Raw genomic sequence first — 21,328 nt, 5'->3', positions numbered from 1 at the left:
CGGGGATGACACAAGCAAGAAGCCCAAGTTGCGCTGTGTCCTCCTCGGTGGACTGCCGCTTGCCGGCTCCGCCGAAGTACCCCGCGCTGCGCGCGTCGGGTGGGGTGGGTTAGGTGAGTGCGCGGGAGATGTCTGTCCAGAGGTCGTCTGGGTGTTCGATGCCTACCGAGAGGCGGATTGTGCCGCCGGTGATGCCGGCTGCGTTCAGCTCCGCCTCGTCTAGTTGTCGGTGGGACGTCGAGGCTGGGTGCAGGACCAGAGTTTCCGTTCCGCCCAAGGACGGGGCTAGGTGGACCAACTGCAAGCGGGTTACGAAGGACTCGCCTGCTGCCCTGTCGGTCAGGTCGAAGGAGAAGGTGCTGCCGAAGCCGTCCAGCAGCTTGGTGGCCAGGGTGTGGCTGGGGTGTTGGGGGAGGCCGGGCCAGTGGACTGCTTGTACTGATGGGTGGCTGGACAGGCGGGTGGCTAGTAGGGCTGCGTTGTCCTCGTGGCGGCGGATGCGTAGGGCCAAAGTGCGCAAGCCTCGGAGGGTTAGCCATGCGGCGAAGGGGTCGGGGGTTACGCCCAGTTCGATTCCGTGCTGCCACGTTCGGCGGTGGTGGTCTGGGTTGGCGAAGACGGCTATGCCGCCGGTTACGTCGCTGTGGCCGCCCAGGTACTTCGTGGTCGAGTGCACTACTACGTCTGCGCCGTGTTCGATCGGGCGGCATAGCAAGGGAGAAGCGAAGGTGTTGTCCACGACTACCAGGGCGTCTCCTGCTGCCGCTGCCAGGGCCGGTAGGTCGCTGACGTGACCTGTTGGGTTGGAGATCGTCTCCAAGTACAGGACGCGGGTGCTGGGGCGTAGGGCGGTGCGGATCTCATCGGGGTCGTGGCCGCTGATGAAGGTGACTTCGATGCCCCAGCGTTGGGTCAAGTCGTGCAGGAGGGCGTGGGTGCCGCCGTACAGGCTTCGTTGGGCGATTACGTGGTCGCCTGCGGAGAGGGTGGCCAGCAGGACTGCGTTGATCGCGCCCATGCCCGATGACGTGGCCAGTGCGGCTGCCCCGCCTTCGAGGTCCGCGATCGCGTGTTCCAGGGTGCGCACGGTCGGGTTGCCCAGGCGGGTGTAGACGAAGGCACCGTCGGGCCTGGTCATGGCGTCGGCGAAGGTGTCCAGGTCGGTGAAGGCGAAGCCGGAGGTTTGGTGCAGTGGCACTGCCAGGGGGCGGCTGCCTGCCAAGTCCGGGAAGGCGGTGTGGACGACTCGGGTTTCTGGGCGCATGGGGACGATCTTGGAGCCGTGATTGGTTCGCGTTGAGAGCCAATTCGGCTAGATTGGTCTGCTTGTGAGGCCAATCTCCGTGGACGAGCTGGTTGGCACGCTGGGGCGGTGGTCCGCTGGGCGTGGGTCGTTGTACCTGTTGTTGGCGTCGCGGTTGCGGGAGTTGATCGACGAAGGGCGGCTGCCGGGGGGCACGTTGCTCCCACCGGATCGAGGGCTTGCGGCGGGGCTTGCGGTTGGGCGGACGACTGTGGTGGCTGCCTACGACCTGTTGCGGCAGGAAGGTCGTCTGACCCGGCGGCGTGGCAGTGGCACGTGGGTTCCGCATCGTGGACCGGCCTCGGCTCGTACCGAGACGGCCAACCCGATGCTGGTCAACCTGATGGAACCGCCGGACGACGTCCTCCAGTTCGCCTGTGCCGGGCCGATGCGCCCGCCCGTGGAGCTGGTCGAAGCGCACCATCGCGCCTTGTCCCGGCTGCCTGAGGAGGACCTGGGTTATCACCCGTTGGGCCACCCGGCGCTGCGGTCGTCCCTGGCCACCCATATGACGCTGTCGGGCACGCCCACCACGCCTGAAGAGGTCCTGGTGACCAACGGTGCCCAGCAGGCCCTGGCGCTGGTCACGCGGGCGCTGGTCGCACCTGGCGACGAGGTGCTGGTCGAGGCTCCGACCTATCCCGGTGCCCTGGACCTGTTCCGCGAAGCCGCCGCCGTGATCACCCACGCCCCGCCCGGCGGCCTGGCCGACGCGCTCCCCCACCGCCGTCCGGCGCTGGTCTACGCGGTGCCGTCGTTCCACAACCCGACGGGTGTCTCACTGAGCTCGTTGGAACGGCGGAGGCTCGCGCGGGTGGCTGGGGACGTCCCGGTGGTGTTCGACGACGTGCTGGCCGACCTGGACTTCACGGGCGCGCCGGCGCTTCCGGCACTGTCGTCCGTCATCACGGTCGGGTCCCTGAGCAAGTCGGTGTGGGGTGGTCTGCGGGTCGGCTGGATCCGGGCCAAGCCCTCCATGATCGCCCGCCTGGGTCGGTTCAAGGCGGTGCACGACCTGGGTAGTGCGGTGTTGGACCAGCTGGCGGCCGTGGAGCTGCTGCGCGACTTCGAGCCTGTGCGCAGGGCGCGGGTGGCGCACCTCAAGGCCAGCCATGACCATCTGTGCGCATTGCTGCGCAAGGAGTTGCCGGAGTGGGAGTTCGAGCCCGCCACAGGCGGCCAGACGCTGTGGGTGCGGCTGCCGGGCACGCACGCCGCCGCGTTCGCGCAGGTCGCCCTGCGGCAGGGCGTAGCAGTACTCCCAGGGGCCGCGTTGGACGCCTCCGGGGGCAGCACGGACCGCCTGCGCCTGCCGTTCGTGGCCGAACCGGAGGTCATCTCGCGGGCGGTGGCGGGTCTGGTGGAAGCCTGGCGACGCTTCGCCTCGGAACCGCCCGGTGCCCCGGTGCTGCCGACCCTCGCGGTATGACCGGGAGGGAACATCGTCACAGCGCTGTCGGGATGACGGGACCGCGTGAGAGCGTTCATTCGAGCAGGTATCGGATCTAGGAGCGGAGCGACCAATCATGGCCACTGTCACCGAGAAGGCCGTCCTCGCGGGCGGGTGTTTCTGGGGGATGCAAGACCTGTTCCGCCGGCACCCCGGTGTCGTGTCCACGCGGGTGGGTTACAGCGGTGGTGACGTGCCGAACGCCACCTACCGCAACCACGGCACGCACGCCGAGGCGATCGAGATCGTCTACGACCCCGCGCAGCTGAGCTACCGGCAGATCCTGGAGTTCTTCTTCCAGATCCACGACCCGACGACCCGCAACCGCCAGGGCAACGACATCGGCACCAGCTACCGCTCGGCGATCTTCTACGACGGCGACGAGCAGAAGCGGGTGGCGGAGGCGACCATCGCCGACGTGGACGCGTCCGGCAAGTGGCCCGGCAAGGTCGTCACCGAGGTCGCCCAGGCGGGTGATTTCTGGGAGGCCGAGCCGGAGCACCAGGACTACCTGGAGCGCTACCCGAACGGGTACACCTGCCACTACGTCCGGCCGGAATGGCAGCTCGGCGAGCGGTGAGCACGCCGGTCGAGGTCGTGGCGCTGCACGTGTCGCCCGTGCACGCCTACGAAGGTCGGCCCGCCGACGGACCACGCCCCGACCCGGAGCCGGTGTCGCGCGACCACGTCGTGGTGCGGGCGGGCTTGGGGCTGGTCGGCGACCGGTACTTCAACCACCCCGCGCACCGCAACGCCGCCGTCACCGTGTTCGCGGCGGAGGCGCTCGACGAGCTGGGCGCCGACCTGGACCCGCTGCTGGTGCGGCGCAACATCGTGTTGCGCGGGTTCGACGTGAACGGGCTCGCGCGTGTTCACCCTGGACTCCGGTGACGGTCCCGTGCGCTTCGAGACCCACCGACCGGCCAACCCGTGCGCGTGGATGGACGCCGTGCTCGGGCCGGGCGCCATGCGCGGGTTGCGGGGCCGGGGCGGGATGCGGTGCATGCCCCTGGACGACGGTGTGCTGCGGCTGGGGCCCGCGATCCTGACCTGATCAGGTCAGCGGGTGGCGGGCCAGGAAGTCCAGGACCGGCGGGGTCGCCTGGGCGCGGAACTCCTCGAAGTACGCGTGCCGGGCGCCCTCCAGGACCACCAGCTCCGCGCCGGGGATGCGCTCGGCCAGGCGTTCCGCGTTGCCCACCGGGCTGAACAGGTCCGCCGAGCCGTGCAGCACCAGCGTGGGCGCGGTGATCCGGCCCAGCTCCTCCCACGCGTCGTGCGCGTCGCTGGCCCGCTTGTGGCCCCGGCGCGCGACCAACGACATGTCCGGGTCGCCCAGGACGTGGTACGGACCGACGTGGTCGCGCACATAGGCAGGCGTGAACATCAGGTCCAGCAACGCTTCCCGCGCCTGCCGCTTGGACAGCGCCAGCGGACGCACCACCTCCGGCGCGGCGACCAGCGCGCCCGCGCCGCCCGGTGACGTGCAGCCCAGCACCAGTGCGCCGGCCCGGTCCGGGTGCTCCACGGCGATCCGCTGCGCGATCCGCCCGCCCATCGACGTGCCGTAGATGTGGGCGCGCGGCACTTCCAGCTCGTCCAGCACCGCGAGGACGTCCTCGGCGAACCGGGCGATCGAGTACCGACCGTCTGCGGGCTCGTCGCTCTCGCCCGTGCCGACCGCGTCCAGCGCAATGGTCCGGTACGCAGCGGCGAAGTCGGAGCGGATCGGGTCCCACCAGTGCCGCGAGTTGGCCTGTCCGCTGAGCAGCAGCAGCGGGTCACCGTCGCCCACGACGTCGAACGCGATCTTCGTGCCGTCCGCGGCGCGGGTGTGCGGCATGACGAACCTCCTTGTGCGGTCTTCATCTTTAGCAGGACTTGCCCAGGTGAGACGCATGTTTGACATGTTTCGATTAGCAACTCGAAACTTTAGACCGACACCGCCGCCCACCGACCCGGAAGGGGTGCTCTGGTGATGACCAGCTCGGGCCGCGCGAAGGCCCGGTCGACTCTTGTCCTGCCGGCGGTGTCCGTCCTCGCGCTCGTCGGCGCGCTCACCGCCGTGGCGAACACCGACGTGGTCGCCGCCGGCGTCGAGGACGACGGCGCGGACTGCGCGGTGAGCGTGCCCGGCTCGCTGACCGCGAACGCCAAACTGCCCGACCCGTTCAAGCGGCTCGACGGGACGCGGATCTCCAGTCGGGCCGACTGGCGCTGCCACCGGGCGCAGACCCGGGAACTGGCGGAGCGGTACATCTACGGCGACAAGCCCGGCAAGCCGACGGGTGTCACCGGGACCGTGACCAACTCGTCCATCACGGTCAACGTCTCCCACAACGGCCGCAGCGCGAGCTTCTCCGCCCGCGTCGAACTGCCCGGCGGGACCGGCCCGTTCCCGGCGGTGGTGGTCGTGGGCGGGCTCGGCGCGGACACCGCCACCATCAAGGCCTCCGGCGCGGCGGTGATCAACTACGACCCGCTCGCGGTGGGCAAGGAGGGCACCGCGCGCAACAACAAGCAGGGCGCGTTCTACAGCGTCTACGGGTCCTCCAGCAGCACCGGGCTGCTGGCGGCGTGGGCGTGGGGCGTGAGCCGGATCATCGACGTGGTCGAGCAGTCCGGCGGCACGGTGCTCAAGGCGGACGCGACCGGTGTGACCGGGTGCTCGCGCTACGGCAAGGCGGCGTTCGCGATCGGGGCGTTCGACCAGCGGATCGCGCTGACCATGCCGGTGGAGTCGGGCAGCGGCGGGGTGCCGGCGTTCCGGGCCATACCGGGCGAGAGCGGGTCGCAGCCGTTGAGCAGCGCTTACGGGGAGCAGCCGTGGCTGGGTGACGCGTTCTCCGCGTTCACCGGCAACCCGGGCACCCTGCCGGTGGACACCCACCAGGTGATCGGCATGATCGCCCCGCGCGGGCTGTTCGTCATGGACAACCCGCACATCGACTGGCTCAGCGCCCGGTCGGGCAGCGTGGCGTCGCTGACCGGGGCCGAGGTCTACAAGGCGCTCGGGGTCGGCGACAACATCAGCTACTGGTCGGACGTCCAGGACGGCACGCACTGCGCCTCCCGGCCGGAGTGGCGGGCGCCGATGCAGCAGAACATCCAGAAGTTCCTGCTCAAGACCGGTGGGACGACCGGGGTGTTCCGCGTCTCCAGCCGCAAGGCCGGGTCGCTGGCGGAGTGGAAGGACTGGCAGACGCCCACGTTGACCGACGGCCCGACCAGCACCACGACCACAACCACGACGACCACGTCGGTGCCGGGCGGCTGCTCCGCGTCGGTGTCGGTCAACCAGTGGACCGGCGGTTTCGTCGCCACGGTCCGGGTGACGGCGGGGTCCTCGCCGATCACGGGGTGGGCGGTGGCGGTGACCCTGCCGGCGGGCGCCTCGATCACCAACGCGTGGAACGCCAACCGCAGCGGCAACAGCGGGGCGGTGGAGTTCACGAACGTGTCGTTCAACGGGTCTCTGGGCGCGGGAGCGTCCACCGAGTTCGGTTTCCAGGGCACGGGCAGCGGGACGGGGCTCACACCGGGCTGCTCCGTCCGGTAGGGCGTCGGCCGGTGTCGTAGGTTGGGTGGGTGCCGGAGGAGTGGTCGAGCAGGCGTCGCGGCGGCCCCACGGCGGTGACCAGGACACTCCTGGTGTTCGCGGCCGTCGGGGCCCTGCTCGCCGCCCTGGTGACCTGCACCGGCTCCGACGACGCCGTGCCCGGCCGGCCCCAGGCCGCGCCGGTCAGCACGACGTCCGAGACCACCACGACGGTGACCACCACCACTCCCCCGCCGGACCCGTGCGCGGTGAAGGCCGCCTCGCTCCCGCTGCGCCCCAAGCTCGCCCAGCTGGTGATGGTCGGCGTGGACCCGCGCGGCCCCGAGGACGCGCTGAACCTGGTGCGGTCCGAGCAGGTCGGGGCGATCTTCATCGGCGGCGACGCCACCGGGCTGCTCACCGGCGGGCTGGAGGCCGTGCGGGGCGCGGCGACGATCCCGCTGGTGGTCGCCGTGGACGACGAGGGCGGCCGGGTCCAGCGCGTGGAGATGCTCGACGGGGACATGCCCAGCGCGCGGCGCATGGCGCGGGACATGTCCCCCGAGCAGGTCCGCGCCCTGGCCCGCGACCGCTCGACCGCCCTGCGCAACCGGGGCGTGACGATGGACATCGCGCCCGTGCTCGACGTCAGCGCCCAGCCGGACAACACCGTCATCGGCGACCGGTCCTTCAGCGCCGACCCGGCCATCGCCGCCACCTACGCCCAGGCCTTCGCCGAGGGCCTGCGGGACGCGGGCACCATGCCGGTGCTCAAGCACTTCCCCGGCCACGGCAACACCAGCGGCGACTCCCACCAGGGCGCGGTGACCGCCCCTCCGCTGGACGCGTTGCTCCGGGCCGACCTGCTGCCCTACCGCGACATCGGGCGGTACGGGCCGGTCGCGGTGATGCTCGGGCACATCGACGTCCCCGGCCTGACCGACGGGCTCCCGGCGACGCTGAGCCCGCAGGCGTACGCGTTGCTGCGCGGCGAGTTCGGGTTCACCGGCACCGCGATGACCGACGACCTGGGCGCGATGCGCGCGGTCACCGACCGGGTGGACCTGCCCGAGGCGGTGCGGCAGGCGCTGGCGGCGGGCGCGGACATCGCGCTGTGGTCCACCGGCGGCCGGACCGGCCAGGTGCTGGACCACCTGGAGGCGTCCGTGGCGGCCGGGACCCTGCCCGCCGCGCGGGTCGACGAGGCCGTGAAGCGCGTGTTGGCCATGAAGGGCGCTTGCTGACTTTTTTGCGCGGCGCGTGCAGCAGATCGGGTGGCTGGACCGTTTCCAGGGCGTGGAGTTCTCCGAGTACGTGACCTGGCAGTCGGCGCCGCTGGTGCGGTTGGCGACCGCGCTGACCGGCCGGTCGGGGACGGCCGAGGCCCTGGTGCGCGACGCGCTGTGCCGGGCGTACGGGCAGTGGGACCGGATCGCGCGGACCGACGAGCCGCACGCGTGCGTCCGGCGGCTGGTCGTGGCCGAGTACCTGTCGTGGCGGCGGCGGTTCGCGCCCCGGACCGGCCCGGACGTCGTGCACCGCCTCGCGGGCCTGCCGCGCAAGCAGCGGGCGGCGGTGGTGCTGCGCTATTACGCCGAGCTGCCCGACCACGAGATCGCCGCCCACCTGGGCTGGCGCGAGTCGACCGTCCGCGACCGGATCGCCCGCGCGCTGCGGTCTCAGCGGTAGTTCTGCGGACCGGCGCTCATGAGGCCAGCTTCGGAGGCTTCCTTCAGCACCGCGTCGTCGCCGGGGTTGTTGTGGAGGTCCACGTAGGTGGCGACGGTGTTGACGACGTACCGGTGACGGGACCCGGTCCAGCCGTGCATCATGCCGTTCTCGGAGGTGTCGCACGGCTCGGACCCGCGGCCCTCCTGCGGGCAGATGTAGCCCAGGTCGCCGGTGTTGAAGTCGCGGATCGCCGCGTAGACGTTGTCGGCGGTCGCCTTGTCCTTGAACGCGAACACCTTGACGCTGACCAGGACCGTGCCGTCGTCGCTGACGTACGCGCCGGTCGTCGCGCCGACGCAGTCGTGCTCGTCGAGGGCGCGGCGGGCCTGGTCGGTCTGCGCCGGGGCGTAGCAGGTGACGTTGTCGGACCCGGCCTCGAAGGTGTAGGTCCGGCCGCCCGCGGTGAAGCTGTCGGCGAGCAGGGCGCCGGTGGTCTGCGGGGTGTCGTCGGTGGTCTGCGAGTCCAGGTCGGTGGGGTCGAAGGCCTCGGTGGTGGTGGTCGTCGTCGGGGGGTCGTAGGTCGTGGTCCACTCGCGGGTGGTCGTCTCGGTCGCGCCCAGACCGGCGGTCTCGGCCCGGTAGGTGGTCGTCGTCGGCGAGCCGCCCGAGTCCCCGCCGAGGATCTCGCCGGGACCGATCACGAGGACCGTCGCGATGGTCGCCACGGCCAACGCCGAGCCGACGAGCGCGGCGATCAGCGAACCCTTGTTGGAGCCGCCCGGCGGAGGTAACACGGCGGTGGGCACGCGCGGCTGGGGCGGCTCGACGGCGGTCCGCTGGTAGGCCGAGGGGTCGAACGCCACCAGGGCGGTGACCAGGTCCTCAGGTAACCAGGATTCCGTGGTCCGCAGCACGGTCTGGCCGTGGGTCTGGGCGCGGGCGTACTCGATGACCTCGGTCAGCTCGGGCCGGTCGTCGGGGTTCTTGGCCAGGCAGCGCTCCGCGATGGGGCGCAGCTCGGGCGGGCAGTCGTCGAGGTCCGGCGGCTCGTTGAGGATGCGGTAGAACAGGGCGTCCGGGTTGCCCTCCCCGAACGCGGTGTGGCCGGTGGCGGCGAACACGGCGAGCTGGCCGAGGGCGAACACGTCGGTGGCGCGGCTCGCGGGCTTGCCGCGGACCTGTTCGGGGGCCATCAGCGCGGGGGTGCCGATCTGCACGCCCGTGCGGGTCAGCGAGGTCGCGGCGGCGGCGTGGGCGATGCCGAAGTCGATCACGCGGGGGCCGTCGTCGGCGAGCAGGACGTTGGCCGGGGTCAGGTCCCGGTGGACCAGCCCGCAGGCGTGGATCGCCGACAGCCCCTCGGCCGCGCCCGCCAGCAGCCGGAACACCGTGGGCAGCGGCAGCGGTCCGTGGTCGGCGACGGCCTGGCGCACGGACGGCCCGGACACGTAGGAGGTGGCCAGCCACGGCACCGCGGCCTCCGTGTCGGCGTCCACGACGGTCGCGGTGTAGAGGCCCTGGACCCGGCGGGCGATGTCGACCTCCTGCCGGAACCGCCGCCGGAACTCCTCGTCCTCGGCGTGCTCGGACCGGACGACCTTGACCGCCAGCGCCCGACCACCGGGCGTGAACGCGAGGTACACCCGCCCCATGCCGCCCACCCCGATGCGGGCCCGCAGCTCGTAGCCGCCGACCTCGGTCGGGTCGTCGGCCGTGAGCGGCGCGAATCCGGCGGTCATCCGATGTCCCCCTAGGTCTGCGTTCCCACTGGAACGGTAGTGATCATCGCACCACCCCGCCCGCCCCTGACCGCTTGTGGCCAAGCCGATAACCGTTGGACGGTGTGGTGGGGCCGGCAGCAGGATCGGGTCCATGCGCCAAGAGGACATCTGGGACGCCGAGACGGCGAAGAGCTACGACACCCCCGGCACCGGCATGTTCGCCCCCGAAGTCCTGAACCCCACCGTCGAGCGCCTCGCCCACCTGGCGGGCGGCGGCCGGGCGCTGGAGTTCGCGGTCGGCACGGGCCGGGTGGCGATCCCCCTGGCCGAACGCGGTGTGCCGGTGACGGGCATCGAACTGTCGACCGCGATGATCGCCCGGCTCCGGGAGAAAGCCGACGAGTACACGCTCCCGGTCGAGGTCGGCGACATGGCCACCACGGTCGTGCCGGGCGATTTCACCCTGGTCTACCTGGTCTACAACACGATCTCCAACCTGCTCACCCAGGACGAGCAGGTCGAGTGCTTCCACAACGCCGCCCGCCACCTGCCCGCGGGCGGCCGTTTCGTGATCGAGCTGTGGGTGCCGGAACTGCGCGCCCTACCGCCGGGCCGCGAGGCCACGGTGTGGCAGTCCGTGCCCGGCTACATCGGCCTGGACACCTACGACGTGCTGAACCAACACGTGACCTCCCACCACTTCCACTTCACCGACGACAGCCGCGAGGCCACCCTGGCCCGCAGCCCCCACCGCTACATCTGGCCCGCCGAACTGGACCTGATGGCGCGGCTGGCCGGTTTCACGCTGGAGAGCAGGCACGCGGACTGGTCCGGTGCCCCGTTCACCGCCGACTCCCGCTCCCACATCTCGACCTACGTCAAGCAACCCGTCTGACTCAGCAGGGCTTCACGCACGGGTCGAGGACCAGGGGTGGTTGGTCGTCGCCGCGCGCCCACACCGCCAAGGTCCGCAGCTCCTCCCGGGTGAACCGGGTCCCGCGCAGGTCCGCGCCTTGCGCCCGCACCAACACCCGGTACACGCCTGCGGTCGTCGTCGGGATGGACGCCGTGTAGACACCGTCCTCCGCCGATTCGAGCACCACGGTCGAGGTATGCCCGGCTGGGGTCGTGACCGTGGCCTGCACGGAAGCGCTGTGGGCCAACGGGATTCCGCTGTCGGTCAGCGTCGCCCGCAGGTCACCGGGTGTGCCCGGCAGACGGGACGCCTGGCTCAGGCTGACGGTGAAGTTCAACGCGCTCCGGGCCTGCACGCTCACGCTGTAAGGCACCCCGTGCACCTTCAGCCCCGCCACCACCCGCCGCACGACCTCCTTGGCGTGCTTGCGCTTCGACCGTTCCACCCGGGCCGTGAACGCCCGCACCCAGCGGGTCAGCTCCCGGTCGTCCACGGTCAACACCGCCAGCCACTCCCCCTCGACGGGCTGGAAGCGCAGCACCCGGTAGGTGTCGGTGACGACCTCCACCGGCGTGACGGAACCGTTCGGCGGCACCAGTTCGACGTGGATGGCGCGGGCGAAGTCGCTGAGCACCAGCACGTCCGCCCGGATGTCCGCCGCGGTCAGGCGGAACGGCACGACCGCCTTGCCGCCGGGCGGCACGAAACCGTCCGGGTCGACCACGACCGCCGCGTTCGTCGCGCCGGCCAGCACCTGGGCGAAGTACTTCTGGAGCAGCACCTGGTCGTCGGGGCCGGGGTTGCCGGTCAGCAGCACGAAACCGCCGGTGCCGTTGCAGATGTCCGACAACGCGCCCGGGTTGAGCTGGTCCGCGGTGCCTAGGCCCACGGCGAAGACCCGGCTGTTGACCGAGGTCGCTGCCGCCGCGATGGTCTTGTCGGCGGTCTCGTGGCCATCAGTGAAGACGACGGTCGCGGTGCTGTCGTAGTCGCCCGTGACCAGGGTCAGTTGTGCCGCCGCCGCTTCCAGGCCGTCGCCGATCGCGGTGTTGCCGGTGGGATCGGTGGCGGTGGCGGCGATGGCGGCCAGCGCGTCCGCCCGGCCCGCGCCGCCGATCATGGGTCCGGCTTCCTGGACGGGTTCGGCTTCGGCCGCGTCGGTGTCGAAGCGGACCACGCCCACGCCGTCCGTGGCGTCGAGGAGGGTGACGAACAACGGTGCGGAGTCGTGCAGGACTTCCATGCGGGTCTTGGCCAGGACACCGGAGTCCCAGGCCATGCTGCCCGACCGGTCCAGCACCAGGGACGTGCCCACGGTCGGGTTCGCGACGACGGTGGCGGTGATGCCGACGCTGAACTCGTCACCGGTCTCGGCGATGGTCACGGTGAGCGTGCCGTTGGCGGCGCTGCCCGCGTCGCCGGGCGTGAACAGCACCCACACCAGCAGGTCCCGCACCACGAACCCGGCGGGCTCGGGCAGGGTGACCTCGCTCGCCTGCAACGTGAACGGTCCGGTCACCGACGCGGTCGCGGTCACCGGGCGACAGCCGCGCACCCGCACCCGGAACGCCCGCGCGGTGGGCAGGTGCTCCACGACGTCGATGAACGCGATCGGGTCCGCGGTGATCTGCTCGACGGTCAGCGGGAGCGTGTCGTAACACGGCGGGCGGACCACGGACGCGTCACGGCTGTTCTTCACCTCGATCTCCGGCGACGCACCCACCCACGGTTCGATGGGCGATCCGAACTGCACCGTCCCGTCCCACGGTTGGAGGGAGTGCAGGATGCCCTTGTCGTCGGCGGTCGCGGACTGGTCGCCGTAGACCTGGGCGGGGTCCAGCCGCCAGTCGTGGCCGGGCTGGGCCTGCCACATCGCGAAGAGACGGTCGACGTTGCTGTGCAGGAGGAACACGAACGGGTCCTCGAAGGCCTGGTGCAACGCCCCGATGTCACCGCCGATGTAGCCGTGGATGTTGTCGTGGGCGACCTCCAGGGCTTGACGGAACGCGGTCCACTGCTGGGCCTGCGGGTCACCGTCCCCGCTCGCGAGGATCGTGGCATCGGCCGCGACCGGCGGCGCACCACCCGCGCACGACCGTTCGACGGCCTGCGGCGGGTCGGCGGGGTCTCCGGTCACGTCGCGGCTGCCGGTGGGGTCGTCGCCGTTGTGCACGGCCGCGAGGTCGCCGTCCAGCAGGCCGTTCATCGTGCCCAGGTGGGTGGAGAGGTCGACCGTGCCGCCCTGCCCGTCGGAGGCGGCGGTCGGGTCCTCGGTCCAGTCCCAGTAGTGCAGGGCGACGTCCGGGTTCGACTGCTGGAGCAGGGCTTCGTAGCGGTTGACCAGCTCGCGGTGCCACGGCAGGAACGAGTTGCCGTCGTGGTTGTGGGTGGACTGGTGGATCTGGTCCTGCTTGTCCCAGTAGGACACGCCGTCGGCGAAGGCGTGCAGGTCGGCTTGGAGCACGGCGTCGACGTAGGCCTGCCGCTCGGCCGGGGTGAGGTGCGCGAAGTTGCGTCTGACGGACATGGCCGCCCCCTTGGTTCGTCGGGTACTGACCCGGACGGTCGGGGGCGCGGCTTGATACCGGTCGTGATGGTTCCGTGTTGCGTGTTCTGTGTTCCGTGTCAGGGCAGGGTCGTGAGGATCATGGTGTTCCACCAGTAGCCGAGGGTGTCGAGGGCGTCCGGGTTGGTGGCGCCGGCGGCGCGCAGCACGCCGGTCGTGGTGGTGCGGGTGTCCACCCACCAGACCTGCCCGACCCCGTCCGCCACGAAGCACGTCGTGAACTCCCCCGGCACCGGACCGCTGGTGCTGCGGTAGTAGAGGGCGTAGTGCGCGGGCCGGGTCTTGGGCCGGCAACCGCCGAACTCGTCGTCGCGCGGGATGCCGTTGTCCTCGACAAGGCGCAGGAAGTGCGTGTCCTGGGCGGCGCGGTCGGCGAACAGGTGGAAGGTGGCTTGGTCGGGGGGTGGGAAGCGGTAGTGGCGGGAGTTGGCGGCGGTGCAGGTGACGGTGGCGGCGATCCCCGCGGCGGCGGGTGGGGCGGGCTTGCAGGTCGGGTTGCCGCGGAAGGCTTCCGGGAGCACGGCGAGCAGTGCTGCGGCACGTTCGTCGGTGGCTGCGGTGGTGGGCGTGGTCGTGCTCGCGGCCGACGACTTCGCAGTGGTGGTCTTCGCGCTGGTGGTCGTCGGGCCGGTGGTGCCGGACCCTGCGACCCGATCACCCCCCTTCCAGTCCACAACCCACACCAGCACCACCGCCACCAACGCCAACGCAACCGCCGCAGCGACGAATGCCGCCGGGGATCTGCGAAGGGGCGGTCGGCCGGAATTGTCGGTGGGTGGTGGGAGAATGGTGTCGGGGGCCGGAGGCCGGCCCTGCGCAGCCCTCGGCATGGCCAATGGCGCAGCGGCTGCCCTCGGCGCGGCCAACGGCGCAGCGGCTGCCCTCGGCGCGGCCAACGGCGCAGCGGCAGCCCTCGGCGCGGCGGACACGGCAGTCGGCGCGAGCGGGGCGGTGCCTCGCGAGCCCGCCGGTGGCGCAGTGCCGAGCGAGACCGCCGGTGGCGCGCTGCCGAACGAAGCCGCTGGTGGGGTGGTGCCGGGCGCAGAAGCCGGTGGAGTGGTGCCGGGCGCGGCGGCTGGTGGCGTGGTGGCGAGTGCGGCTGCGGCGGCGGATGCAAGAGCGCCGGCGGTCGGGAAGCGGTCCCGGGGCGCCTTCGCCATCCCGCGCCGGATCACCTCGTCCAAAGCCCGCGGCACAGCCGGGTTCCGCGACGACGGCGGCACCGCGGCCTGCTGCAAGTGCGCCCAGATCAAAGCCGCCGCGCTGTCGGCCTCGAACGGTCGCCCGCCGGTCACGCACGCGTACAGCACACAAGCCAGCGCGTAGACGTCCGCCCGCCCGTCCACGGGACCGTCACCGAACCGCTCGGGCGCCATGTAGTCCAACGTCCCCACCACCGCACCGGACGCGGTCAGGTGACCCGTGCCGGGCAGGACGCTGCGTGCGATGCCGAAGTCGACCAGGTACACGAAGTCGTCCGGCGTGACGAGGATGTTCGACGGCTTGACGTCCCGGTGCACCAGCCCGTCGGTGTGCGCGGCGTCCAGTGCGCCCGCCACCTGGGTCACGACCCGCACCGCCCGCGCCGGGTCCAGCGGACCGTCGCGCAGCACTTCCGCCAGGTCACGGCCCTCGACCAGGCGCATGTCCAGGTACAGCCTGCCGTCGATCTCGCCGAACGCGTGGATCGGGATGACGTGCGGCTCCCGCAGCCGGGCCGCGATGCGCGCCTCCCGGCGGAACCGGGCGCGGAACTCGGGGTCGTCGTGGTGCTCGGCCGACAGCCGTTTCAGCGCCACGACCCGGTCGTGCGCGGTGTCGTGCGCGCGGTGCACCTCGCCCATGCCGCCGCGTCCCAGCAGTTCACCGACGCGGTACGGCCCGAACTCCTCCACGCCAGGACCGACGCGCGCGACGGCCGCGGGGTTCCGGACGGGGGACTAGGCGGACTGCACGGAGGCGTCGGTCACGGAAGCCACGGCGTCGTCCAGGGTGCCGAACACGCTCACCACGGTGAGCACGTCGGTCACCTCCAAGGGCCGCAGCACCGGGCGGGAGTCCGCGACCAAGGCGAACCCGACCTGGTTGCTCCGGGCCTGCTGCCACGCGCTGAGCACCAGCGAGATGCCGTTGGAGCCGAAGAAGGTCACCTCGCGCAGGTCGAGCACGACGGCGGGCGGTCTGGCGGCGATGCGGGCGCGGACCTCGTCCTCGGGGCCGCGCTCGGAGACCATGTCGAGCTCACCGGCGAGTCGCACGACGACCACGCGGTCCACTTCGGAGGTTTCGGTCCTGAGGTAAGCGCTTGAACGGTCCTGCACCACGACAACGCCTCCTGGCGTAGATGAGCTGGTGCAGGCTGTCTGCTCAACCCTCGGCCACCCCGATCAGGTGGCGGCCTCTACCACTGACTTCCCCCAAGCTACTCGCCATCGCCGGAAAGCACCACGCTCAGGGCGGCTCGCGCGGCCTCCTCGACGTCCGCGCGCAGCACGAGCAGCTCGATGACGCCGGTCTCGGTGAGCGGGCGCAGCACCGCGCGCCGGTCGGTGGCCACGGCGAACCCGATCTTGCGGGCCTCGGCGCGGTGGCGGACCTCGATGAGCAGCGACAGGCCGATCGAGGAGAAGACGGTCACCCCGTCGAGGTCGAGCACGAGGGCGGCGGGATCGGAGTGCAGCGCTTCGACGATCGCGGCGCGGAGCTCGTCGCACGTGTCCATGTCGACTTCGCCGGAGACGCGGACCACGAGCGCGCCACCACGCGACTCGGTCGTCGTGGTGACCTCCGCCACGGCCTCGATCTGATCGCTCATAGTCACGCCATCATGCCACGCCACCACGCCGGTTCCGATGGGTGATCATCGGCCGCCGACCCTGTACCGATGTGGTGAAACCTGTGACCGGCGTCACGCTTCCACCCGGTTCGGTCGGGGTACCCCCGGTTGTCCTGTCCACCCTCGTCCCCACCGTAGAGCGGCCCCTGCATGATCGACGACCCAGACCACGACCGCGCCACGACCCAGGCGTCCCCACCGGACGCCGACCCCCACGACCCGGACACGGCGGCCACCCCGACGAGGTTCCGCCGCCTGACCGCCCGGATCGAGGACTTCCAGCGCCGCCTGGCCGAACACCGCACCAGCCTCGAGACCGACGAGCGGGCGCGGTGATGGCGGTGCTGTGCGGGCGACGACTGAGACCGGGTCAGGCGCGGAGGGCGTCGAGGGCCGCCAGTTCGGTCCGGTTGGTCACGCCGAGCTTGGGGAACGCCCGGTAGAGGTGGTGGCTGACGGTCTTCGGGCTCAGGAACAGGTGCGCCGCGATCTCCTTGTTCGTCGCCCCCGTCATCGCCAACCGCACGATCTGCAACTCCTGCGGCGTCAACACGGCCAACGGGTCGCCGCGCCCCGGACCGGTCGACTCCCCGGCCGCCCGCAACTCGGCCCGCGCCCGGTCGGCCCAGGGACGCATGCCTTCCCGGTGGAAGAAGTCCAGCGCGGCACGCAACTGGACCCGGGCGTCGGTCTTGCGACGGGCGCGGCGCAGCCACTCGCCGTAGAGGAGCCTGCTGCGGGCCTGGTGGTAGGGCACGTCCGGGCAGTCGACGGCTCGGACGTGGTGCGGTTCGGGGTCCGCGGCCACCAGCGCCAGGCAGCGTTCGCGTACCGCCGTGGCCCACGGTTGACCGGATTCTTCGGCCCAGGCGGCGAACCGGGACACCGGCGCACGCCCCGGTAGACCGGCGCGGACCGCCGCTTCGACCTGGTCGGGCAGGAAGTACACGCCGTGCGGCCGGTCGGAGACCTGCTCCAGCAGTTCCAGCGCCGCTTCGAACCTCCCGTGCCCCAGGTGCGACAACGCGACCGCCCGCCGACCCCAGTCCCCCGGGCCGTCGATCGCTTCCCCGCGCAGGGCGGCCATGCAGGCGAGGACGCCTCGGGCGTGGTCGGCGTGACGGCGCCGGCCGGTGTCTTCGGCGATGCGCAGCGCCTCCGCTGCCGTGCCGGTGGTCCGTCCCAGCAGCGCCTCCACTTCGGCCAGCACCGTGAGGACGCCGGGTAGCCAGCCGATGGAACCTCGGGCGCGCAGGGTGGTGGCCATGACGTGCAGCAGGTCGCGGGCGGTGATCAGGTCGCCGGAGAGCAGGGCCAGCGAGGCGTCGTTGATCCGCAGTCCGGCGTCGTCACGGCCTTGGCCGGGCGCGTGCCGGCGGATCAGGCGCAAGCCTCGGCCGGGGTCGCCGGCCAGCAGTTCCACCACGCCGTCGACCAGCTCGGCCAGGTCCCTGTTCCCGTCCCCGGCCCCGTCTCTGTCTCCGTCCCCGTCTCCGGCCAGGCGGTCGCGGACGGTGCGCAGGCCGGTGACGTCGCCGACCGACCAGGCCACGCGGGCGGCGTCCACCAGGCACTCGGGGCCGCCGTCGAGCAGTAGCCGCCAGGCTGTCTCCGGAGCGCCGTCCTCGAACTCGACTCGGGCGCGGAGGTTCACCAGTCCGGGCGAGTCGCCGCCCAGTCGTACTGCCTGGTCGAGCAGGTCGCGGGCGGTGTCGCGGTGGCCGGAGTCCGCCATCAGGGTGGCTGCGGCGGTGAGTCTGCGGATGCGGTCGGTCGGGTCGGGGGTGAGGTGGGCGGCGGCGGCCAGGGCGTTCGCGGCTTCGGCGGTGCCCGATCGCAGGCGGGCTTGGTCGGCGACGGCTTCCAGGGCTGCCGCCGCGCTCTCGTCGGGTCCCGTCGCCGCCGCCGCGAGGTGCCGGGCCGTCCGGACCAGGTCATGCCCGAAACCGCTGGTGTGACGCGCGGCCAGCGGGGCGTCGGCGGGCAGCGGGGCGGCTGGCGCGGTGTCGGCGGGTGCGGTGTCGGCGGGTGAGGCGGCGGCGAGTGGCTGGGCGGCTGGTGTCGGGGCGGTGGGTGTCCAGGTAGTCGGCGGGGTGTGGGTGGGTGTCGGGTGGGATGGTGGGGGTAGGTGCAGTTCGTCGAGGTGGGCCGCTGCGAAACGGTCGTCGCCTGTGGCCGTGGTGGTGAACACGAGGGCCACGCCCTCGGTGTCGAGGCGGCGGGCGGTGAAGACCAGGGCGGTGAGGGAGGCGGGGTCGGCCCATTGGGCGTCCTCGACCACGCAGAGCAAGGGGCCGTGGTCGGCCAGGAGGGTCAGAGTCGCCAGGCCTACCAGGAAGTGGTCGAGGTCCGTGCGTTTCGCGAGGCCGAAGGCCGCTCGGAGGGCGTCGGCTTGCGGGGCGGGCAGGGTGTCGACGTCGGGCAGGAGGGGGCGGAGCAGCTGGTGGAGGGTCGCGAAGGGCAGGTCGGCTTCGAATTCCACGCCGCTCGCCCGCAGGAGCCGCACGTCGGGGTGCGGCCTCCGGCCCCCGGTTCCATTGTCCCACGGGGGTACGACATCGGCGGTCGTGTCGAGAGCTGTGGTGTCCAGGAAGAGGGGGCCGGGAGCGGTGCGGATGACCAGGGATGCGCTGTGGCCGTTGCGGGCTCCCTCGACCAAGGCGCGGACGCGCTGCTGGTCCCTCCCCCGAAGCACGTCGGCGAACCTACGTCACCGGACACATGTCCGATACCGCGGGTCCCGGCGGCTGCCTAGCGTCGTTCGCGCTGGACCACTGCTTCGGGGAGAGAGATGAACAGCGCGATCGCGGTTCGGGGCCACCGTGGCTGACGCCGGTCGAGCCTCGCTGGAAGAGCTGTTCCTGCGCCGATACCTTGAAGCCGGTGCACGATGACCGGCACGTGGACGCTCGTGAAGCTTGTGCTGCGGCGGGAACGGCCCATCGCTCCACTGTGGATCGCACTGCTGACGATCCTCTCCGTGGGTCAAGCCGGCCGGTACGCCAAGACCTTCCCCACCCCCGAGTCCATCGCGGCCTTCGCCCGGGAAGTGGCGGCGAACAAAGCGCTGACCGCGTTCGCCGGCGAAGTGCACTCGGCAACCGTCGCGGGCCTGGCGGTGTGGAAGAACGCCGACGCGATCTACGTGGTCACGGCCCTGATGGCGGTGCTGGCTGTCGTGCGGCACACCCGCCGCGAGGAGGAGTCCGGTCGGGCGGAACTGGTGGGCGCGGGTGTGGTCGGGCGAGCCGCCGGGTTGACCGCGGCGCTCGCTGTCACGGTGGCTGAAGTGGTGGCGACGGGGGTATTCACGGCGGTCGGCATGATCGTCTTCGGGTATGACGTCGCCGGGTCGCTCGCGTTCGGTGCGGCGATTGCCGGGGTCGGGATCGTGTTCGCCGGGGTCGCGGCGTTGACCGCCCAGCTCGCGGAAGGGGGCGGCGTGGCGGTCGGGTTGGCGGCGGTGGTGCTGGGTGTGGGGTACGTGCTGCGGTTCCTGGCCGACGGGTCGGGAGTGACCGTGCTGAAGTGGCTGTCGCCGCTGGGTTGGAGTCACCTGGTCCGGCCGTACGGGACGAACGCCTTTGCCGCCCTGCTGCCGTCCGTGCTGGTCGCAGGCCTGGTGATCGCTGCCGCGTACGTGCTCAACGCCCGTCGGGACGTCGGCCTGGGCGTCTTCCCGCAGCGGCTCGGACCGGCGGGGTCGACGACCCTGCGCGGGCCGGTCGCCCTGGCGTGGCGGCTCCAGCGGCGGCTGCTCGGGGTGTGGGTGGCGGTGTACGCGGTGGCGGGGCTGGTTCTGGGGACGCTCGCGGCGTCGATCCCCGAGGTGTCGCGGACGGGTGCGGCGGTCGAGGAGTTCCTGCGTCGCTACACCGCCTCCCCCGACGCCACCATGACCGACGCCTACCTGTGGCTGATCGTGCTCAGCCTCGGGTACGTCGCCACCCTCTACCCGCTGACCGCCCTGCTCCGCCTGCGCGCGGAGGAGACCGGCGGGCACGCCGAGCTGCTGCTGAGCGGCCCGGTGGACCGGTTGCGCTGGGCGGCCGGGCACGTGGTGGTCGCGTTCGCCGGGTCCGCGCTGGTCCTGGCCGCCGCCGGGCTGGCGCTGGGGCTGGTGGTCGGCGACCCGCTCGGCGTGTTGGGCGGCGCGCTGGTCCAGGTGCCGGCGGTGTGGGTGCCGGCGGGGGTCGGGGTGTTGGTGCTCGGGGTGTTGCCCCGGGCGGCGGTGGCGGTGAGCTGGGGGACGTTCCTGTTCGTCAACCTGTTCGGCGAGGTGCTGGGGCCGATCCTGGGCGTGGACTACTGGGTGGCGAAGCTGTTCGTGCCCTTCCCGAACCTGCCGATGGTGCTGTCGGGCGAGCCGTTCACCGCGACGCCGCTGCTGGTCATGGTGGTCCTGGCCGCCGCGCTGGTCGGCACGGGCCTGGCGGGACTGCGCCGCCGCGCGATCGGCTGAGCCGGAAAAGGGGCGGCTGTCGGGCCGCCCCCTCGCCCTCATGCGTGGCGGGCGAATTCCCAAGGGTCGTGAGCGCTGATCAGCGTGACCTCGTCGGCGTGGTCGCGGGCCAGGGCGCGCAGTCGGGACTGGGTGTCCAGGCGCAGGTCCCGGTGGACCTCCGAGCTGGTCTGCACGACGTCCAGCACGGGGTGCGGGTGCGGGTCGGGGTCCAGTTCGCGGTGGTAGTAGTAGGCGTCGCCGCAGTGCAGGAGCCAGCGGTCACCGGTGTGGACGGCCACGCCCGTGTGCCCGGCCGTGTGCCCGCCCAGCGGCACCAGCCGGAACTCCTCCGGCAGTCCCCGCGCCCGCAGCGCGCCGAGGCCGAACCAGTCGGTGTCGGGTTCGGCGGGGTAGGCGACCCACCGCGGGGTGTGCGCCCAGTGGGCGGGGCGGTAGCGGAAGCTCGGGGCCTGGGTCAGGGCGGCGTCCAGTTCGGCGGCCAGGACGTGCACCTCGGCGTGCGGGAAGTCCGGCAGGCCGCCGCAGTGGTCGACGTCGAGGTGGGTCAGCAGGACGTGCCGCACGTCCTCCGACGCGTAACCCAGGCGGGCTAGCTGCCGCACGGCGGTCTCCTCCTCGTCCAGCACGGGCTGGGCCATCCGCACCCAGTCCTCGCCCAGGGTCGTGCCGGGGTCATGCACGTCGGCCAGGCCCAGCCCGGTCTCCACGAGCACGAGCCCGTCCCGGTCGGTCTCGACCAGCAGGCAGTGGTTGACGGCGTGCGCGGCCGGCAGGCCCGCGTAGGTGGCCTCGATGCGGCGCACGGACCCGCAGTTCAGGTGGTGGATCTTCATGACGGCTACCCTGCGACTTGAAGCGCGGT

General features: G+C 71.9%; 19 protein-coding genes. 10 read left to right on the top strand and 9 right to left on the bottom strand.

The genetic code is table 11. The features are described 5' to 3' along the window. Nucleotides 1-109 precede the first annotated feature (109 nt). Entirely contained in the window at nt 110-1,264 is a 1,155-nt protein-coding gene (locus tag WBN91_RS27230) for a trans-sulfuration enzyme family protein (protein WP_337726288.1), read from the bottom strand. A 79-nt stretch (nt 1,265-1,343) separates the two neighbouring features. Between WBN91_RS27230 and WBN91_RS27225 the strand changes: the two genes are divergently transcribed. The 4 genes from WBN91_RS27225 (at nt 1,344) to WBN91_RS27210 (ending at nt 3,807) form a co-directional block, all read left to right on the top strand. Then, nucleotides 1,344-2,732 carry an aminotransferase-like domain-containing protein gene (locus WBN91_RS27225; RefSeq protein ID WP_337726287.1) on the top strand — a complete coding sequence of 463 codons (1,389 nt, stop codon included), beginning with the start codon at nt 1,344-1,346 and terminating at the stop codon, nt 2,730-2,732. Nucleotides 2,733-2,829: 97 nt separating this feature from the next. After that, nucleotides 2,830-3,333 (top strand): peptide-methionine (S)-S-oxide reductase MsrA, encoded by a 504-nt coding sequence (msrA, locus tag WBN91_RS27220; protein ID WP_337726286.1) that lies wholly within the window; start codon nt 2,830-2,832, stop codon nt 3,331-3,333. Then, nucleotides 3,330-3,644 (top strand): hypothetical protein, encoded by a 315-nt coding sequence (locus WBN91_RS27215; RefSeq protein WP_337726285.1) that lies wholly within the window; start codon nt 3,330-3,332, stop codon nt 3,642-3,644. The genes msrA and WBN91_RS27215 overlap by 4 nt, the downstream gene beginning before the upstream one ends. Further along, the gene (locus tag WBN91_RS27210; protein ID WP_337726284.1) at nt 3,622-3,807 is read left to right on the top strand and encodes a hypothetical protein; all 186 of its coding nucleotides are present in this window, start codon (nt 3,622-3,624) and stop codon (nt 3,805-3,807) included. The genes WBN91_RS27215 and WBN91_RS27210 overlap by 23 nt, the downstream gene beginning before the upstream one ends. Here WBN91_RS27210 and WBN91_RS27205 read toward each other — a convergent pair whose 3' ends face one another. Next, nucleotides 3,808-4,596, bottom strand: a complete 789-nt coding sequence (locus tag WBN91_RS27205; RefSeq protein WP_337726283.1) for an alpha/beta fold hydrolase — start codon at nt 4,594-4,596, stop codon at nt 3,808-3,810. It lies immediately after the preceding gene. A 135-nt stretch (nt 4,597-4,731) separates the two neighbouring features. Between WBN91_RS27205 and WBN91_RS27200 the strand changes: the two genes are divergently transcribed. The 3 genes from WBN91_RS27200 to WBN91_RS27190 are packed head-to-tail and all read left to right on the top strand — an operon-like array spanning nt 4,732 to nt 7,980. Further along, nucleotides 4,732-6,312 (top strand): glucuronyl esterase domain-containing protein, encoded by a 1,581-nt coding sequence (locus WBN91_RS27200; RefSeq protein WP_337726282.1) that lies wholly within the window; start codon nt 4,732-4,734, stop codon nt 6,310-6,312. Nucleotides 6,313-6,341: 29 nt separating this feature from the next. Continuing rightward, nucleotides 6,342-7,535 carry a glycoside hydrolase family 3 N-terminal domain-containing protein gene (locus tag WBN91_RS27195; protein WP_337726281.1) on the top strand — a complete coding sequence of 398 codons (1,194 nt, stop codon included), beginning with the start codon at nt 6,342-6,344 and terminating at the stop codon, nt 7,533-7,535. A gap of 16 nt (nt 7,536-7,551) precedes the next feature. After that, nucleotides 7,552-7,980, top strand: a complete 429-nt coding sequence (locus tag WBN91_RS27190; RefSeq protein ID WP_337726280.1) for a sigma factor-like helix-turn-helix DNA-binding protein — start codon at nt 7,552-7,554, stop codon at nt 7,978-7,980. Here WBN91_RS27190 and WBN91_RS27185 read toward each other — a convergent pair. Beyond that, nucleotides 7,971-9,701 (bottom strand): serine/threonine-protein kinase, encoded by a 1,731-nt coding sequence (locus tag WBN91_RS27185; protein WP_337726279.1) that lies wholly within the window; start codon nt 9,699-9,701, stop codon nt 7,971-7,973. The genes WBN91_RS27190 and WBN91_RS27185 overlap by 10 nt on opposite strands. A gap of 133 nt (nt 9,702-9,834) precedes the next feature. Here WBN91_RS27185 and WBN91_RS27180 point away from each other — a divergent pair, with 133 nt between their 5' ends. Beyond that, entirely contained in the window at nt 9,835-10,578 is a 744-nt protein-coding gene (locus tag WBN91_RS27180; RefSeq protein WP_337726278.1) for a class I SAM-dependent methyltransferase, read from the top strand. A gap of 1 nt (nt 10,579) precedes the next feature. Here WBN91_RS27180 and WBN91_RS27175 read toward each other — a convergent pair whose 3' ends face one another. The 4 genes from WBN91_RS27175 to WBN91_RS27160 all read right to left on the bottom strand — a co-directional run bounded on the left by WBN91_RS27175 (nt 10,580) and on the right by WBN91_RS27160 (nt 15,980). Beyond that, nucleotides 10,580-13,126, bottom strand: a complete 2,547-nt coding sequence (locus WBN91_RS27175; RefSeq protein WP_337726277.1) for a tyrosinase family protein — start codon at nt 13,124-13,126, stop codon at nt 10,580-10,582. 98 nt (nt 13,127-13,224) lie between these two features. Next, on the bottom strand, nt 13,225-15,060 hold the full coding sequence (locus tag WBN91_RS27170) for a serine/threonine-protein kinase (RefSeq protein WP_337726276.1): 1,836 nt from the start codon (nt 15,058-15,060) through the stop codon (nt 13,225-13,227). A 45-nt stretch (nt 15,061-15,105) separates the two neighbouring features. After that, complete coding sequence (locus tag WBN91_RS27165; protein ID WP_337726275.1) at nt 15,106-15,486, bottom strand: STAS domain-containing protein; 381 nt, start codon at nt 15,484-15,486, stop codon at nt 15,106-15,108. Between the two features lie 101 nt (nt 15,487-15,587). Beyond that, nucleotides 15,588-15,980, bottom strand: coding sequence for an STAS domain-containing protein (locus WBN91_RS27160; protein WP_337726274.1), 393 nt, complete (start codon nt 15,978-15,980; stop codon nt 15,588-15,590). Between the two features lie 171 nt (nt 15,981-16,151). Here WBN91_RS27160 and WBN91_RS27155 point away from each other — a divergent pair, with 171 nt between their 5' ends. Then, the gene (locus WBN91_RS27155; protein WP_337726273.1) at nt 16,152-16,337 is read left to right on the top strand and encodes a hypothetical protein; all 186 of its coding nucleotides are present in this window, start codon (nt 16,152-16,154) and stop codon (nt 16,335-16,337) included. A gap of 34 nt (nt 16,338-16,371) precedes the next feature. On the opposite strand, the gene WBN91_RS27150 is transcribed toward WBN91_RS27155, so the two are convergent. Further along, nucleotides 16,372-18,696: a LuxR C-terminal-related transcriptional regulator gene (locus tag WBN91_RS27150; RefSeq protein WP_337726272.1), complete on the bottom strand. Its 2,325-nt coding sequence runs from the start codon at nt 18,694-18,696 to the stop codon at nt 16,372-16,374. Nucleotides 18,697-18,891: 195 nt separating this feature from the next. On the opposite strand from WBN91_RS27150, the gene WBN91_RS27145 reads away from it, so the two are divergent. Next, a complete protein-coding gene (locus tag WBN91_RS27145; RefSeq protein ID WP_337726271.1) occupies nt 18,892-20,463 on the top strand; it encodes an ABC transporter permease in 1,572 nt (523 codons plus the stop codon). A gap of 38 nt (nt 20,464-20,501) precedes the next feature. Here the strand turns inward: WBN91_RS27145 and WBN91_RS27140 are convergent, their stop codons facing one another. Beyond that, nucleotides 20,502-21,299 carry an MBL fold metallo-hydrolase gene (locus WBN91_RS27140; RefSeq protein WP_337726270.1) on the bottom strand — a complete coding sequence of 266 codons (798 nt, stop codon included), beginning with the start codon at nt 21,297-21,299 and terminating at the stop codon, nt 20,502-20,504. Between the last annotated feature and the right edge of the window lie 29 nt (nt 21,300-21,328).

This window comes from Saccharothrix sp. CCNWYY140, assembly GCF_037401995.1.
Taxonomy (GTDB): domain Bacteria; phylum Actinomycetota; class Actinomycetes; order Mycobacteriales; family Pseudonocardiaceae; genus Actinosynnema.
Note: the sequence above shows the minus strand (reverse complement) of the source record. Positions and strands in the feature narration are given on the sequence as shown.